13 protein-coding genes and 1 pseudogene are annotated in these 16,703 nt (G+C 45.5%); 5 read left to right on the top strand and 9 right to left on the bottom strand.

Annotation, left to right across the window (positions count from 1 at the left end; translation table 11 throughout):
- The first annotated feature begins 8 nt into the window (after positions 1 to 8).
- Together PUN32_RS02555 and PUN32_RS02560 are read left to right on the top strand one after the other, a co-directional pair.
- A pseudogene (locus tag PUN32_RS02555) lies at positions 9 to 1,497 on the top strand (hypothetical protein).
- On the top strand, positions 1,478 to 3,058 hold the full coding sequence (locus tag PUN32_RS02560; protein ID WP_274721632.1) for a GGDEF domain-containing protein: 1,581 nt from the start codon (positions 1,478 to 1,480) through the stop codon (positions 3,056 to 3,058). Before PUN32_RS02555 ends, PUN32_RS02560 begins: the two are co-directional and overlap by 20 nt.
- Before the next feature lie 134 nt (positions 3,059 to 3,192).
- On the opposite strand, the gene PUN32_RS02565 is transcribed toward PUN32_RS02560, so the two are convergent.
- Complete coding sequence (locus PUN32_RS02565) at positions 3,193 to 3,495, bottom strand: GNAT family N-acetyltransferase (protein WP_274721633.1); 303 nt, start codon at positions 3,493 to 3,495, stop codon at positions 3,193 to 3,195.
- A 48-nt stretch (positions 3,496 to 3,543) separates the two neighbouring features.
- Positions 3,544 to 4,770 carry a sodium/glutamate symporter gene (gene gltS / locus PUN32_RS02570; protein ID WP_274721634.1) on the bottom strand — a complete coding sequence of 409 codons (1,227 nt, stop codon included), beginning with the start codon at positions 4,768 to 4,770 and terminating at the stop codon, positions 3,544 to 3,546.
- Between the two features lie 358 nt (positions 4,771 to 5,128).
- Between gltS and PUN32_RS02575 the strand changes: the two genes are divergently transcribed.
- The 3 genes from PUN32_RS02575 to sstT all read left to right on the top strand — a co-directional run bounded on the left by PUN32_RS02575 (position 5,129) and on the right by sstT (position 8,291).
- Complete coding sequence (locus PUN32_RS02575) at positions 5,129 to 6,040, top strand: DUF368 domain-containing protein (RefSeq protein WP_274721635.1); 912 nt, start codon at positions 5,129 to 5,131, stop codon at positions 6,038 to 6,040.
- Between the two features lie 317 nt (positions 6,041 to 6,357).
- Positions 6,358 to 6,777, top strand: coding sequence for a hypothetical protein (locus PUN32_RS02580; protein WP_274721813.1), 420 nt, complete (start codon positions 6,358 to 6,360; stop codon positions 6,775 to 6,777).
- Positions 6,778 to 7,082: 305 nt separating this feature from the next.
- The gene (sstT, locus tag PUN32_RS02585) at positions 7,083 to 8,291 is read left to right on the top strand and encodes a serine/threonine transporter SstT (protein WP_166015187.1); all 1,209 of its coding nucleotides are present in this window, start codon (positions 7,083 to 7,085) and stop codon (positions 8,289 to 8,291) included.
- A gap of 62 nt (positions 8,292 to 8,353) precedes the next feature.
- Here sstT and PUN32_RS02590 read toward each other — a convergent pair whose 3' ends face one another.
- From PUN32_RS02590 to PUN32_RS02620, 7 genes are all read right to left on the bottom strand, one after another.
- Positions 8,354 to 9,106: a phosphatase PAP2 family protein gene (locus PUN32_RS02590; protein WP_274721636.1), complete on the bottom strand. Its 753-nt coding sequence runs from the start codon at positions 9,104 to 9,106 to the stop codon at positions 8,354 to 8,356.
- A 90-nt stretch (positions 9,107 to 9,196) separates the two neighbouring features.
- Positions 9,197 to 10,036: an arginase family protein gene (locus PUN32_RS02595; protein ID WP_274721637.1), complete on the bottom strand. Its 840-nt coding sequence runs from the start codon at positions 10,034 to 10,036 to the stop codon at positions 9,197 to 9,199.
- 6 nt (positions 10,037 to 10,042) lie between these two features.
- Complete coding sequence (locus tag PUN32_RS02600) at positions 10,043 to 10,777, bottom strand: IclR family transcriptional regulator (RefSeq protein WP_166015191.1); 735 nt, start codon at positions 10,775 to 10,777, stop codon at positions 10,043 to 10,045.
- A gap of 322 nt (positions 10,778 to 11,099) precedes the next feature.
- Entirely contained in the window at positions 11,100 to 12,989 is a 1,890-nt protein-coding gene (locus tag PUN32_RS02605; protein WP_274721638.1) for a methyl-accepting chemotaxis protein, read from the bottom strand.
- Between the two features lie 290 nt (positions 12,990 to 13,279).
- Positions 13,280 to 13,516: a hypothetical protein gene (locus PUN32_RS02610; RefSeq protein WP_166015193.1), complete on the bottom strand. Its 237-nt coding sequence runs from the start codon at positions 13,514 to 13,516 to the stop codon at positions 13,280 to 13,282.
- Positions 13,517 to 13,698: 182 nt separating this feature from the next.
- Complete coding sequence (putP, locus tag PUN32_RS02615) at positions 13,699 to 15,189, bottom strand: sodium/proline symporter PutP (protein ID WP_274721639.1); 1,491 nt, start codon at positions 15,187 to 15,189, stop codon at positions 13,699 to 13,701.
- A gap of 559 nt (positions 15,190 to 15,748) precedes the next feature.
- On the bottom strand, positions 15,749 to 16,612 hold the full coding sequence (locus PUN32_RS02620; protein ID WP_274721640.1) for an AraC family transcriptional regulator: 864 nt from the start codon (positions 16,610 to 16,612) through the stop codon (positions 15,749 to 15,751).
- Between the last annotated feature and the right edge of the window lie 91 nt (positions 16,613 to 16,703).

The raw sequence follows: 16,703 nt of genomic DNA on the forward strand, positions 1-16,703 counted from the left end.
ACGGTATTTTGGACAACCATCAATCTCTGCTTGAAATAGAAATTGAACAGCTCAGAGCAAACATTGAAGCTGAGCCAGAGAAGGTATTGGTTCAAGCTGAGCAGTGTTTGATTCGTGCTCGGCAGATCCATTTTACCACTGCCATCATCGAACTGTTGATCATCATCTCACGCTGCTTGTGGTGCAAGATGGACTACCGGGCAGGACTGAAATTCATCAAAGAAGCCTATCATAGCCAAGGTAACCTCGATATTGATCATTGTTTACCAGAAATTCTGCACATTCATGCGCTGCATTACTGGGGACAAGCTAAATACTATACTGCGCAGCAGTTCTGGATTAATGCCTTAGAACAATCAGCACTGATTGATGAGCCGGAAATTGAGATTGAGTGTCTGATTGGTCTAGGTAATATCTGGCGGATCACCAATGAGCATCAACTCGCCTGTACCACCCATCAACTGGCGATTAAAGTTGCTAATAATACCCGTATTGAGTGGCTTGAAGGCAAAGCGCGAATTTTATACGCATGGGATCTCTATCTCCTTAAACAATATGTCGAAATGTTGACTGTACTCGATGGTGCGGAAGAAGCGCTGCAAAATCACGGCAACGTAACTTGGCAAGCCGAAGTGTGGGATTTTAGAGGCTTGGCACTGCTTGGTTTAGAGCGCATTGACGATGCAGAGCAAGCCACACGCAAAGCACATGAACTCGCCGTTGCCAATAATCTGACTTGGATGCAAGCTCACTCGTTTATTAGCCGCGCACGTTTAGAACTGCTGCGTAAAAATTTTTCAGCCGCCACTGAATGGTTAAATAAGGCCGAAAAAGTTGCCAGCTCGTTTGATAACGGTGAACTGCTATCACAAATCTGTTATCAGCAATCGCGCGTGGCAGAAGAACATGGTGATGCTCAAGCCGCTTTGATTGCCTTTAAAAAATACCGCCGCTACACCGTAATGATGCTGCGTGAGCAAACAATCCGCGTCGGGATGGACAAAGCCCACTCATCAAAACGTCAGCTTGAACAACGCGCGCGTAAACTGATCAACCGCATACGTGGTCAACACGAATTCAACCCGGAAAAGCATCTCTCCAATGTAGTGTCCGAAACCTATTGGTGGGAGCAGTTGGTACTGTTCAAAACCGAGTTGAAAAAGTCCAATCATGCCGTGATAGTCATTCTGCATCCCAATCCAAACTATATCGATGTCTGTACCGAAGTCCTTCATTCGCTGTGTGCCCCACAAGATCTACTAGCTCGACTGAGCAGTGATCGCCTCGGCTTACTACTGGCAGAGAAAGGGGATGCCGCGATAGCGATATTTGAAGTGATGAGCAAGATGATTGAAATTTACCCATGGTACCGCAAAGGATTAGACGGCCCACTCCCGCAAATTACACTGCAAGATATTCTCTCCTTTCCATTTACATTGGAGCAGTTGATTGAGAGCCAAACACAGGAAAAAGGTGTATGGAACGCCTGCTGAATAAAATTAAACAAGCTGGACTGGATGCCACTACGGTAACAGGGGAAGAGGCGATTCATTTCTGGAACCATGTGCGCCAGCATGTCGCCACCTCATCCCAAGAGCGCGCACAGAGCTACATCATCAGTGCCGAATATCACCGTGAAATGAAACAGTGGCACACCAGTGTTGAAGAGCTACGCGCTGCACTTGCCTTACTGGAATTGCCCTCCGACCTTAAGTTGTTACTCTCGGTCAAACACAGTTTAAGTGAGCGACTGCTCGATCTCGGCGAATATGTGGCAGCACTGTCAGAATATGTGGCGATTTCAAATATTGCGGTTGAACACGGCATGATTGATGACTACGTACGTGCAGTGATCGGGATGGGTAATTTGTGTGACGCTTATGGTGATCACAATCGAGCCCTGCGCTATTACCAAAAAATTGACAGTATTGATCATGCGATCTCCAGTCGTGCGTTGCGTCTGCGCTACAAACTCTATTTACTGGCTTGCTATATCAACCTTGGCCGTTTTGCCATCGCCAATAATCTGATCAAAGAATGCGAAGAGTTGAGTATTTTAGTCAGCGATAAATTACTGACTGGGCAAATCATGCTTTATCAAGCCAAGCTGTATTTACAGCAAGGTAAAGTCAGCCAAGCCATGCTTACCCTAGCCAATGCACAATACTCGTCCTCATTAACGCCATCAGACTGGCTGATGTGTATGCTTCGTATCGAGTTAGCGCATTGCCTATCCAGAGTGGGCAAAGCACATCTTGCAATCTTACTGCTCAGCAATAGTGAAAAACGTTTAAAAAATATTCACTCACCTTTTCTTGAGATGCGCTTATACCAAGCATTCAGTGAAGTGCTTGAATTGGAAGGAACATACCAAACCGCGCTAGTTTATGAGAAAAAAGCCTTTCAGATTGAAAACCATCTGATGAAACAGATCCCGATCGGCGAGTTAGGTGCGATCCAATTGCGTCGTCTGTCACGCTTTGCGCTACAACTCAAACTGATCCTGTCTGAATTGGAAAACCGCGAGCTAAAAGAAACCACCGAGAACCAGAAAAATACTGTATTACAGTTGCAACAGGATGTGTTCAGTGACCCTCTCACTAAGCTGCATAACCGCCGTTGGCTAGATATGAAGCTCAAAGATCTGCTGCTGCATGAAACGCCGTTTGCTTTTTTAGTGGTGGATATTGACCATTTTAAATCGATCAACGATGAGCTCAGTCACTTGGTAGGCGACAAAGCGATCGTCAATGTATCCAGTGAACTGAGCCGCTATTTTAAGTTCCGCGGAGCCTCTTGTGTGCGGTTTGGTGGTGAAGAGTTTCTGGTGATTTTGGAAAACGTCACCCCTGAGGTCGCGCATAAACATGCCGAAATCTACCGCCAGAGTATTTTTAATTTTGCATGGCAAGACATTCTTGGCGAACGTGGCTTAACCGTCAGTATTGGTATTACTCTGCACCGTGAAGGGGAAAATACTCAGCGTACCTTCTATCGTGCAGATAAAGCCCTATATCGCGCCAAAGCCAACGGCCGCAATCAAGTTTGTGTTGAGTAAGTGGCGGTATTGTCCAAGCTAGTGATTATCACACTGGCTGTTATCACTCTGTGTCATCGCCGCGCCGATGCGCGGCGATTTTCCTTTGGCTAATTATCTTACATTAGCGATGTAGATACTGGGTCACCGATCGATCATTCCGTTGTGGCACGGTGGCGTAAATGCTGCCATTGCGGGTGACGCTCAAGATAATGCGCCACATAGCTGCACACCGGCACAATCGTTAAACCAGCACGCTCAATTTCGGGCAATACACTCTCCATCATCACCGAACCATAGCCTTTACCTTGCATTTCATCCGGCACTCGGGTTGAGGTAATGTACAACACGTTGGCTTGCTGATCTTGGTACTGATAGCTCACCACGGCCTGATAATCACCCTCTAATACCACTCGATAACAGTGATGATCCACATCATGGTACACAGTGTTTTTCATGCTGACTCCTTGGCCGTCAATAACATAATTTAAAGCGTTACCTCTGGCTTAAGCCAAAAATGAGATAAACCCTTGTAAAATAATTAAATTAACAATATCGATAAAAAAAGCCCCTACGATCGGCACCACCATAAAGGCTTGAGGTGAAGGGCCAAAACGTTTCACCACCGACCCCATATTCATCACCGCGGTTGGAGTTGCACCGAGGCCAAAACCACAATGGCCTGCTGAAATTACAGCGGCATCGTAGTTCGCACCCATCACTTTAAAGGTCACAAAATAGCAAAAAATCCCTAACACCACCGATTGAATGCTCAATATCACCAAAAATGGCAGCGCTAAATCAAAAATATTCCACAATTTAAGGCTCATTAGCGCCATAGCCAAAAACAGCGATAGAGAAACCGTACCTAAAATATCAACGGTTTCAGCATCCACTTTACGCAGCTTAGTCACTTGCAACAGATTGGTGATGAATACACCGATAAACAAAGCGTAGACAAAATCTGGGATCATCAACCAACGGATCTCAAAGGTTTTCACCCACGCCTCTAGATATTTCGCCCCTGTAACACATATCAACAAGATAAACAGAATTTCAATCACCTTTTTGGCGGTGACTTTATCTTCTTCATCATCGTTATAGGTCACCAACTCTGGGAAACGCGCGTGGGTTTGTGTCCCACGCCCATACTCAGATTCAATACCGTGTTTATCGACCAATTTTTGTGCCACAGGGCTACCGATAATGCCACCGATAATCAACCCAAAGGTTGCCGAGGCCATCGCGATTTCTAAGGTGTTGGTTAAACCATAATTTTCTGAAAACGTATTTGCCCAAGCCGCACCCGTACCGTGTCCACCGGATAAGGTTATCGAACCGGCAATCAAGCCCAACAAGGGATCTAATCCTAACCCAACCGCCAACGAAACCCCGATGCCGTTTTGGATCAAAATAAACAGTGATGCCACCGCCAGAAATAGGAACACTTTTGCCCCACCTTTGATCAATTGGGTGTAGTTGGCCGCCAGTCCCACAGTGCTAAAAAACATCAACATAAAGACATTTTGTAGTGGTAATGAGAACTCCATATCGATTCCATGGAAGTGCAAGGCAGTGATCACACAGGCAACCACTAAACCACCAACAATCGGCTCAGGAATATTAAACTTGGTTAAAATCGGCAATTTGCGATTAATAAAGTGACCTAAAAACAGGACGCTGATAGCAATCAGAAAAGACTCTAATGCTCCAATGGAAATGATTTGATTCATAGTACCTCTTTTATTTTCAAGCTCATCTCTCCTTGATAAGCGAGCGTCTTAACCAACTTGGCGACGCAAAAACACAACATCAATCCAGTGCGATAGTTATCCTCTAATAAACCGCCAAATGGCGATATAAAGCAATGATATTGAACCGACAAATTTCCATTGAATGCTAATTATCTATAAATTAATCAATGAAAATAGTGTGAGATAGTACTCAAAATAGCCAACAATAGCTAATCACAACTCTCAAGCAGATTTTTGATAAGCCCGTTTATTAAAAACAAGACAGCAGAAAAAGTGCAGCTGCAAGTAGCGCAAGAGCAGGTATAATGGCGCTCTTATCCAATCGGCAGGAAACACAATGAACTACTTGATCACCTATTTAAAGGGACTCGCCATGGGCGCAGCCGATGTTGTGCCGGGGGTTTCCGGTGGTACCATCGCCTTTATTACCGGAATTTACGATACGCTACTGGAAAGCATTCGACGCATTAACCCTTCTTTATTCTCGGTATGGAAACAACAAGGCTTGGCAGGTGTCATTCGTCACATCAATTTGTGGTTTCTGATTTCGCTATTTGCCGGCATTTTGACCAGTATAGCAACGTTAGCGAAGCTGATTTCTTGGTTATTAGCCACTCATCCGATCCCGATTTGGTCATTTTTCTTTGGGCTGATTGTGGTCTCCGTATGGCATATACTACGGCAAATCGAGCGTAAGACACTATCACGTGCCGTTTGGTTAATAGCGGGCGTTATTTTCGCCTATGGCATTACGGTACTGAAACCGTTAAACCTTGAACCCACTTATTTTAATGTGCTGATTTGTGGCGCAATTGCGATTTGTGCCATGATTTTGCCTGGTATTTCTGGCAGTTTTATTTTGCTGTTGATCGGTATGTATACTCCGATTCTCAATGCGGTTAAAACGTTCCAACTGGATATTCTGGCACTGTTTTTAACTGGATGTGTGAGCGGCCTACTCTGCTTTTCTCATCTGCTCACTTGGCTACTGCGCTATTACCGCGATATTACCTTAACCTTCCTCACTGGGCTGATGCTCGGCACCTTACCAATGATCTGGCCTTGGAAACAAACCCTCTCTTGGCAGATCAATTCACAAGGTCAACCAGTGCCGTTATTGCAACGTAATCTCTCTCCATTTGAGTTTGAAGCACTCACTGCTCAACCATCACAGTGGATGTTAGCCGTGATCCTGATGCTGGCCGCGATTGGATTAGTGTTAAGTTTAGAGAAATACGCCGAAAAATAGCCTTACTGATTCAGTCCTGAAAGCGGCAGCCGCTGGTTGCCGCAACCATTTGAGTTGACCACAAATGTCCCCCAAGCAATATTTGCTACGATTGAGTAAGTTTTGCCCATATTGGTGTAGTATTGACACAGCAAATATCGCCAGATAATGCTATACCCAAACAACTTGGAGTTGCAGGTAGGCGGCAAGTGAGTGAGTCCCCATGAGCATAGGCAAACTATGTGATTGGGGTGAACCAACGTCACCAACACCGCTGCAGCTTCAAGTAGGAAGGGGATAACCTCACCATTATTTACTCAAGCTTAGGATCATCTATGATGAAACTTCTCACCGGGATAGTACTGTTACTTGCACTCAGTGCTGGTTTTTTCGCCGACGATTTACGTGCTTGGTTATTTCCCGCTCAGCGCGATCTTAATCATTACTGTCTGCTCTCGCAGCAAAGCTGTGAACAAGCCGGAGTCAGTATGAGACTAGAACCAGCGCTCAACGCCCCTGCCACCACTTATCGGCTGACGGTCAACTGGCCAAATGCCGGCGCACAAAATTTAATCCTGACCTTACAAGGGTTGGAAATGGATATGGGTAGCGCCAAATTTTCATTATCCCCAATAGGTTCAGATAGTTACAGCGGTGAGATCATTTTACCCGCCTGCTCTTCAGGTGCAATGACCTGGCTTGGTGAACTGAGTAATGGCCAGCAAACGGTGTACCCGGCCATAAAAGTGGCACACTAATTACCACCCCACATGCCTGAAGCAGCTCAGTTGTGGGTGATAATAATGATCATTGAGGACAAGCCAAGCGAGCATTGCCCTTATGCATTTATGTGTTTGAGCTCGACTGGCCAGAGATGTTTTACCTGCATTTTTATCGAGGTTGAGCAATAAATTCATCACTCCCTCTCAAAATAGGCCTCTTATCACGCTAATCATCAATTATCGGTAGACACATTATATTGTGTGGTTAATATTGGGATCCTTCAGAATGAATAACTGAAGTTACAATAATTCAAATTTTTTGATAATTCACAGGGATAACTATGCAAAACAACTCATTTATCGCCCGTTTTGCGCGTGGAAATCTGGTATTGCAAATCTTAGCTGGCATCCTATTAGGTGCTGTTTTAGCTACTTTTTCACCGGAATACGCTCAAAAAGTAGGATTACTTGGCAATTTATTCGTGGGAGCGCTAAAAGCCGTTGCTCCAGTATTGGTGTTTATTTTGGTTGCATCCTCTATCGCTAACCAAAAGAAAAACCAACACACTTATATGCGTCCGATCGTTGTGCTCTACCTTTTTGGCACCTTTTCCGCAGCACTGACCGCCGTGATCTTAAGCTTCCTATTCCCAACCACTTTAGTGTTAACCACTGGGGTAGAAGGGGTAACCCCACCACAAGGCATTGCGGAAGTTCTTAATACCTTGCTATTTAAATTGGTGGATAACCCAATTAGCGCGCTGATGAATGCCAATTACATCGGCATTTTGGCTTGGGGTGTCGGATTAGGTTTGGCGCTGCACCGTGCATCTTCCACCACTAAAGCGGTCTTTGAAGATCTTAGCCACGGAATTTCACAAATTGTGCGCTTTATTATTCGACTGGCACCATTCGGTATTTTTGGCTTAGTCGCCTCCACATTTGCCACCACAGGTTTTGGCGCTTTAGCTGGCTATGTACAATTACTGGCGGTGTTACTGGGTGCGATGGCGTTTATTGCACTGGTCGTCAACCCAGTGATTGTGTACTACAAAATTCGCCGCAACCCTTTCCCATTGGTTTTACAATGTCTGCGTGAAAGTGGTATGACTGCATTTTTCACACGCTCCAGTGCAGCCAACATTCCAGTCAACATGGCACTGTGTGAAAAACTCAATTTGGATGAAGATACCTATTCAGTATCGATCCCTCTCGGTGCCACCATCAACATGGCAGGGGCCGCGATCACCATTACCGTTCTCACGCTTGCCGCAGTGCACACTTTAGGTATTGAAGTCGATCTGCTGACCGCTTTACTGCTTAGTGTGGTCGCCGCTGTTTCTGCTTGTGGCGCTTCCGGAGTGGCGGGTGGTTCACTACTGCTGATCCCACTGGCCTGTGGTTTGTTTGGTATTTCCAACGATATCGCGATGCAAGTGGTTGCGGTCGGCTTTATTATTGGTGTGCTGCAAGATTCTGCAGAAACGGCGCTTAACAGCTCTACTGATGTGATCTTTACTGCATCAGTGTGTCAAGCTGAGCAAAGTTAATCTTAAGCGTAAATAAGATAACCATGACAAAAATGGGCAGACATGCCCATTTTTTCTGGGTGTTATACCCGAGGTCTGTGCGGCAACCATGATGGCCAATCCAAGTGAGGCAATGCATAGTTGAGTGGCACCAGCAAATATAGCGCCCCCGCCAATAACCCTGCCCCAAATAAATCCAGCGGATAGTGCATGCCAAGCCATAGCCGACTATAGCCGATGCTGATGGTCCAACTCAGTAATACAGCTACATCGAGATAGCGTTTTTTCTCAGCTAACAGCTGACCAAAAAACAGTAAACACACCACCGCAAACAAGGTATGCCCAGAGGGAAAAGAGTAATCCAGTTCTTGCTGCCAATGTTTAACTCGCCATGGACTCACGTTTGATTCCATCGCCAGCAAAATGGCTTGTTGTTTAGGCTCAGACAGCAGATAGAAATGTTGCGGATTGGGTAATAACAGCGATTGTGTCATCACTTCAGTGTAAGGTCTTGGCTGTTCAGTCAGCGCTTTAATGCCGACTTTCAGCACCATAGCCAGTCCAAGTAACAGTATCAATTGTAGAGCTTTTTGTGACCATTGGTGGCGTGGTATCTGGCAACGCCATGTCACCCAAATCATCAGCAAAAGCAGAGAAATCAAAAAGCCTTGCTTACCCGCGGAATAAGTCAGATAGGTAATGGCTTGGCCAGTAGAGTCCTGCACTGGTTGGTAAAAATCAAATGGTTGTGACCATATACTCAGTGGAATTAATAGCACAATAAACATCAACATTAATGCTAAAGCATATCTGCGCTGCATAAAAAACACCGTCATCACTCTACTCCATCCCAGACTGGATGAGTATTCTAGTCACAGCTACATCCAACAATGCCAATATGATGTCAATTTATTAGGAAAATCCCTTTATGCCACGTGCACTAAATGCGGAGCTAAGTTGATCAACTCATCGACAATTTCTTTAGTCTGCTTGGAATAGATCAGTTTATCTTTTGCTCCGACTAACTGGATATAACGCACCTTGCCTGACAGGATAATTTGGCGCAGTAAGCGCAAAATTACCTGATTATCCAATACGTGATGCATATCAATCCCGTGCCCAGCAACCAATGAGGCTAAATCAATATTTACCATCAGTTGTTCACTGCGCTCAATGTAACTACTCAACTGGTCTTTTAACTGGGTACGGTTTAAAAAACCACACTCTTGATGGCTGATCCAATCACAGCCAAGATCTTCGGCATACTCTAGTGTTTGCGCACTGATTTGCTCACTATCGATGCCAATACAAAGCAGTTTACTGTGCGTAAACCGCGATAAAGCAAAGTGAAAGGCGCTACCTAATTGCAAATCCAAACTGGGTTTCAACTCAAATTGATGCCCGATATGCACGATGCCAATATTGCTATTATCTTGACTAAGTACCGCTAAACCCTGCAATACAATCTCATGGCAATTAGCTAATACCACAGGCACGGTACCAATAGCGATTGATTGGCTAAGCGCGGATTGAAAAGTATTGGCCTGCCCATCCACCAGCACATAATGGCTTGTCTCTGGGTATGTCGTGGTTGCCGATTGTTGCTGATACAACCAATCTGCGGCAACATCGAGGCTCTGCTGTGCTAATTCAAACGCGACCAATGACATTGGTTTGATCCGCTGGCTAACTGTCATAAAGCCAAACTTCGCCATCGAATGACTCACCGTACGATTTAAGTGGTGGCGTTTGAATAAGTTAAGCATGATCGATTACCTTTCTGGTGGCAACGCACGGGCGGCTTGCAATACATGTAAAATAATTCGTTGCTTGTTGCTTTCGACTCGATGGGCGGGCGCCATCACCGAAATTGCCCCAATCAACTTACTCCCTTTCATCACCGGAGCACTGATCCCCGAAACGCCGGGATCAATTTCCGAGGTGCTCACGGCATAACCATGATGACGTATCTTGGCAAACTCGTTTTGCCACTTGTCCAAACTTGGATCCTCGCCAAAATAGCGTAAGATCTTTTCACAACGTGCTGCAGGCATGTAGGCCAACATCACTTTAGAGGAGGCACCGCGAAGCAGGGGTTGACTTTGACCCTGGACGAAGCTGCATCGCAGTGCCTGCATACTCTCTTTTTGACTGACACACAATGCTCGATAACCGACCGGCACCATGTATGCCGCCATTTCCCCAGTCTGTTTTTGTAAACGACTTAGCACCGCATCGACCGAATCAAGGTTATGTTGACTGGTTTGATAGCTTCTCATCAGTAGCAGTGCTGCCGGACCAATGATCAAGGTTTTGTCGTGTGGACTCTCTTCAATTAAATTCCACTCTTTGAGCAATTTCAAATGTCGATAAAGGCTACTGAGGGGAACTTGCAGTTGTTCACTCAATCCTTTTGCTGATACTGGCTCTGGATTTACCGCAACTTGCATCAGCAATTGCAGTGATTTTTCATTAACTTGGTTAGCTGATGGTTTCATCTCTTTCATGGGTGTTTTTTAGCCTTTAATCGAGGGCATCTCAAATGCTTATTCTTATATATCGAGAAATAGACAAGAACTAAAGCATTACATTCCCACACTGTGAGAATTCAACTCAAATTGGATAAATTAATCGTCACCGGCTATCTCGCAACAACTTGAAATGGCAGTTAAATGATCAGTCAGTGTGAGCCAAAACTTGCCCGCCGTTTGAGATACTGCACAGTGAAATGAGGGAGTAAAATAGCAGAAAGCCGAGTGAATACTCGGCTGAGTGACCACCAGCAGTCTAAAAGCGGCGGGTGGTCATCAAATGCGGCTCAAACGAGAATTAAAGTGTAAAGCGGGAAATTTCCTTATTCAGCTCTTGTGCCATCGCATGCAACGATTGCGCCTGCTGTACAGATAACTGAGCTTCTTCGGCCAACTGATCACTCACTTCACGCACAGATTCAGTATTGATATTGATATCCGCCGTCACCAAAGATTGCTCTTCAGCCGCCGAGGCAATTTGCGTCGCCATATCACTGATGTGCTGAATTGCTTCACTGATCGCTTGTAAGCTAGTTCCCGTTTGGTTGACATCCGCAACACTGGTTTCCACCAAGTTATGGCTTTCCGTCATCGCCGAGACGGCGGTCGTCGTCACTTTTTGCAGACCTGAAATCTTGATTTGGATCTCTTCAGTGGAAGCATGCGTCCGCTGCGACAGCACTCGCACTTCATCGGCGACTACTGCAAAACCACGCCCCTGCTCACCGGCACGCGCCGCTTCAATCGCAGCATTAAGCGCCAGTAAATTGGTTTGCTCGGCAATCCCACGAATCGTCGACAAAATCGTCGATATTTCATTGGCATGTTCTTCTAGCTCACTAATGATCTGTACTGCAGCGGTAAGCTCTTGGGCTAACTGATCAATCGATTGTTTGCTTTGCTGCATCTGCATAAAGCCATCTTCACCTAAATGGACTGATTGAGTAGCGTTGCGCGCAGTATTTTCAGCATTATTGGCAATTTCGGCCGTCGCCGATGCCATCTCAGTGACGGCGGTCGCCACCATAGTGATTTGATCTTGTTGGGTACGGATCCGTTGACTGGTTTGCGTCGCCGATGCAGCTAAATGATCGGCACCTTGATTCAGGGTGATGGAAACTTCGCGCACATTTTTTACCATCTGGTGCAAGCTACCGATAAATTTATTAAATTTATCAGCCAGTAAACCCACCTCATCTTGGCTGTTTACCTCTAAGCGTCGAGTTAAATCACCATTTCCTTCGGCAATATCCGCTAATGCATTGGCGATATGGCCCAGATCATTCAGTTGACGCGCGACAAACCACGAGGTGAACAGTGCCATGATCAGCAAAACAGCAATCCCAATCCCAATTTGTACCATTAACACATCATTCAGTGGTTGCTCTAAAACTGACCGATCCATCACCATCACCAGTAACCAATCGGTATTCGCCACTGTCTGTGCCATTAAAAGATTATCACTGTCGTCAATGCTCAATGGCAGTAGCGTCCGTAACTGCGCAGCACGATTTAATTGCGCAAGAGTAAGCTCGGCAGAAATATCTTCGGTAGGTTTTAAAATCAACTCTGCGTTTGGATGTGCGACAATTTTGCCTTTCTGGTTGACCAAAATGGCATAACCGTCACCTGGCACCGCAATCGCTAATACATCTTGGATAAGTTTATCCAGTGCCAAATTGGAGGCAGCCACTCCGATCAACTGGCCATTGTGGCGCACAGGCTCAGCTAGAGTCACCACTAAAGTCTGCATGGTGACGCTGACATAAGGCTCGGTAGTAATTGGTTTACCCGCGGCTTTCGCCTCTTTATACCAGTCACGGATGCGAGGATCATAGCCTGCGGTATTCAGCGTAGGATCTTGGCGAAACATCTCGCCTTGTTCGTTACCGTAGTAACTCAGGCCAAACGATCCCGCTTGTAGGGTTTGTCTTAGATGTGGCACCAGATCTAACTGTGGATTACTTTCAATCTCTTCACGAAGCCCCTTTAAGGCTAATTGCTTCCCAGTAAACCAATCACCAATACCTTTAGCATGAGCGTGCAAGGTATTACGGCTTTCACTTTCAATCGCTCGCCAACTCTCTTGCTTAAATAACTGGTAACCGGCCACCACTAAAGCGACTGCCGTCACCGCTATCGCGACAACCACAGAGCAAACCATTTTTCTCTTTAGACTTAATCGCATCAGCAATACTCCACTCACATTCAATTACACCAATATGTGATCAAAGTATCTAAGCGTCAGGAAATTACTTTGCGAAAGTTCGCACAATCACAAGTATTGAGGAAGCAAATAACTAATCTGTGAGATATCGTCCATAATTCTAAATAGTTATGCTCAGCGTCGACAAATAATCGGAAGGTGTATAAAACAAAAAAACCAGCAACGTATTGGATTAGCTTGCAATTAAGCAGCAAACATCAGATCACTCTGTGGTGATCATCAATTGAGAGAGGAAAATCACTAAGTGTGATTTAAGAAATGCGGACACTAGTACTCGTTAATAAATCATGCGACTGAATACGCTCATTTTGCTGATTACACACTCGGCAAAAATACTGTTTTTCCATCTGGTAATAGTGCTGGCCATGGATCAGCATAGTGAGGAATTGTTGGAATCCTTGCCAACCGTCAGGCTGTTCTTGCACCCGCTTCATCAGTGCTTTATGCGCAGTTTGTTTGCCACAGCAACGACAATAAGCTTTTGGCATGACGGATCCCTCTTATTTACTGGTCACTATTGATAATTGACGCATTCTGCAGCGATAGGTTCCGCAAACATAATTTGTTATACAAATTTCGTGATCTGTATTAGAAAATTGTTCAATAAACACTAAATTATATTGAATAAGCCTCGTATTCACGAGGCTTATTCAACGATTTGATGAGAAAGTTATGCCAGTTCGCGTAACTGCTTTTTAAACTCAAGATGTTGTGCTTTGACTTGTGCTTCGGGCTGCTCGGTCAGCAAGCTCACCACCACAATCGCCAACGTCGCGAAGATGATCCCCGGCACAATTTCATACACATCAAACCAACCGCCAGTCAGTTGTTTCCATACTACTATGGTCACCCCTCCTACCACGATCCCCGCTAAAGCACCATGGCGATTCATCCGCTCCCAATACAAACTTAGGACTAAAGTCGGGCCAAATGCCGCACCAAATCCAGCCCAAGCGTATGACACCAAACTCAACACTGAACTGTCTGGGGTCATCGCCAGCAGTAATGCCAGTACAGAAATGATCACCACACCCACGCGGCCCACCCGTACAATCTGCTCGGAACTGGCATCGGTTTTCACTAATTGTTTGTAGAAATCTTCCGCCAACGCAGAGGATGACACCAACAGTTGTGAATCAGCGGTACTCATGATCGCAGCCAAAATCGCCGCCAACAAAATGCCCGCAATCACTGGATGAAACAGTGAATTGACCAACAACATGAAGACCTTTTCACCATCGTCCAACTGAATCGAACCTGATTGAGTGACAAAAATTAACCCAGTCAAACCAACCAAAATCGCACCGACCATTGAAACCCCAGTCCATACCACAGCAATGCGCCGCGCCGTCGTCAAATCTTGATTTGAGCGTGAAGCTTTAAAACGTGCCAATATGTGCGGCTGACCAAAATAGCCTAAGCCCCAAGCCACCAGCGATAGAATGGCAATCACAGACAACGGTTCACCTTGTGCATCATTCCACAGCGTCAACAGCTCGGGGTTAATTGCAGTTAAATCCTGATCAAGCTGCGTCAAGCTACCATTCATCGCGACCACGGGCACCACCATTAACGCGGCTGCCATCAGTAAGCCTTGCACTAAATCAGTCCAAGATACCGCTAAGAAACCGCCAAATAAGGTGTATGAAACCACACAAATGGTACCAATGATAACCGCGGTGGAATAATCGATACCGAATACGGTTTCAAACAGTTTTCCGCCGGCAACCAAACCTGAGCTGGTATAAAAAAGGAAGAATAACAGGATAAAAAATGCCGAAATGGTTTGGATCAGTTTCGATTTATCGTTGAAACGACGCGACAAAAACTCAGGCAATGTCAACGCATCGGTCGTAATACTGTAAGTTCTTAAGCGTTTGGCATTAATTAACCAGTTAGCCCATGTGCCAACCAGTAAGCCACCCGCCAACCAGAATGCTTCAATCCCCGCAGCATAAGCGTAACCAGGTAAACCGAGCAGTAACCAACCACTCATATCGGATGCACCGGCAGAAAGTGCCGCAGGCCACGGGCCTAATGAACGACCACCGAGAAAGTAGTCGGTTGAGTTTTTCGTTCGCTGATAAGCGTAAACCCCAATCGTCAACATCAAAATGAGATAGACGATAAAGGTGGTTGTAATAGCAAAGCTATTTTCCATGGTGTGTTGTCCTCGTTAAAAGCTGGCGGCAAATGCGATTTGCTACGGAAACATGATCAAGCTTGGTATCCAAAACCGGCCGGATTGAAATTTAATGCTCATTCAACCCGATTCCTGACTTTACGCTCGGTTTGAGCTTGATCATGCTTTCGACATCACCGCCAATACTCGGGGCGGTTCAGTAAGGTTTGCTGCAATTATTAGCGGTGTATTTTGAGTGTCAGAAGAGGATTTGTCAAAAAGTCCTGACAATTTGTCAAAAAAGCCGAATTGAAACCAAAAATAAACAAATTATCAACAATCGGATTACAGCTTTTATTCGTGAATACGCAGCAAAACCGGAGGGTAAATATGTAAAAATGACACTCTCAACAAGCTATACCCAAACAACTTGGAGTTGCAGGTAGGCGGCAAGTGGGTGAGTCCCCATGAACATAAGCAAACTATATGATTGGGGTGAACGAACGTAGCCAACACCGCTGCAGCTTCAAGTAGGAAGAGGATAAATCAGCATAGGTCATACGAGACAGGATTGAGGCGAGTTTTGCTGACACTCCACTTAAGAGACCGCGGACCAACGCCGTTTATATTGTGAAGGGGAAATACCATGCAATTTTGCAAAAGTGTGGGTAAATGCGCTCTGATTCGAAAAACCAGTCAGTTCAGCAATCTGGCCTAAATTCAGTCGCCCTTGTTCAATCAGCTGTTTGGCCATATCGACACGTTTATTGAGTACATATTGATGTGGCGTGACCCCCATCTGCTCTTTAAACAGTACATGAAACTGACTCTCACTTAAAAAAACGCAACCAGCTAATTGCGCGACCGAAATACGCTGCGCCAAATGCTGTTCGATGTAACGATCCACCACTTCAATATTAAAACGAGACTCTTTATGAGCACTGGCTAGCGCACTGATATGGCGTTGCAATAGTGCCACTACCGTATCATTACAGGCTCGGCCAAGCAGTAGATCGTCAGGACTCGCCTGCATTTCTTGCACCAACATCTGGATCAAACGCTGGATCTGACCATCTAACTGAAAGTAGATCTCACTCGTGGTCAGCTCATTGAGTTTACGTAACAACAAAGGATCATCATCGCTCGGCGTTGGCATGTTTAATACCAGAATATCCGATTGCCCAACGATGCCACCAAAAGCATGATCCGAGCCTGAGGTCACCACGCAGCCTTGACCTGGACCAACAATATTACCCATACCGCGCACTTCAAATTCCGCTTGGCCCTTCAGACCAATCACGATTTGGGTGTAGCTATGATCATGGCACGCCATATGCGAAGGCAAGGTGATCAGCTCGGCTGGTTTAGGTAACAGAACTTTGGCCATCAGAGAACGATTGGCGACATCAGGAGCATGCGATTGAGCCATTTCAACCTCATAAGGTGTTGTTTGCGCGGCCATGGTATACCAAATTGTCCGAAAACGAAATGATTCCCATCTGCTCACCAAACATAATAAAATACGCACCGATTGATTTGGTAAATATTAGAAG

This window comes from Vibrio chanodichtyis (assembly GCF_028863985.1).
Classification (GTDB): Bacteria; Pseudomonadota; Gammaproteobacteria; order Enterobacterales; family Vibrionaceae; genus Vibrio; species Vibrio chanodichtyis.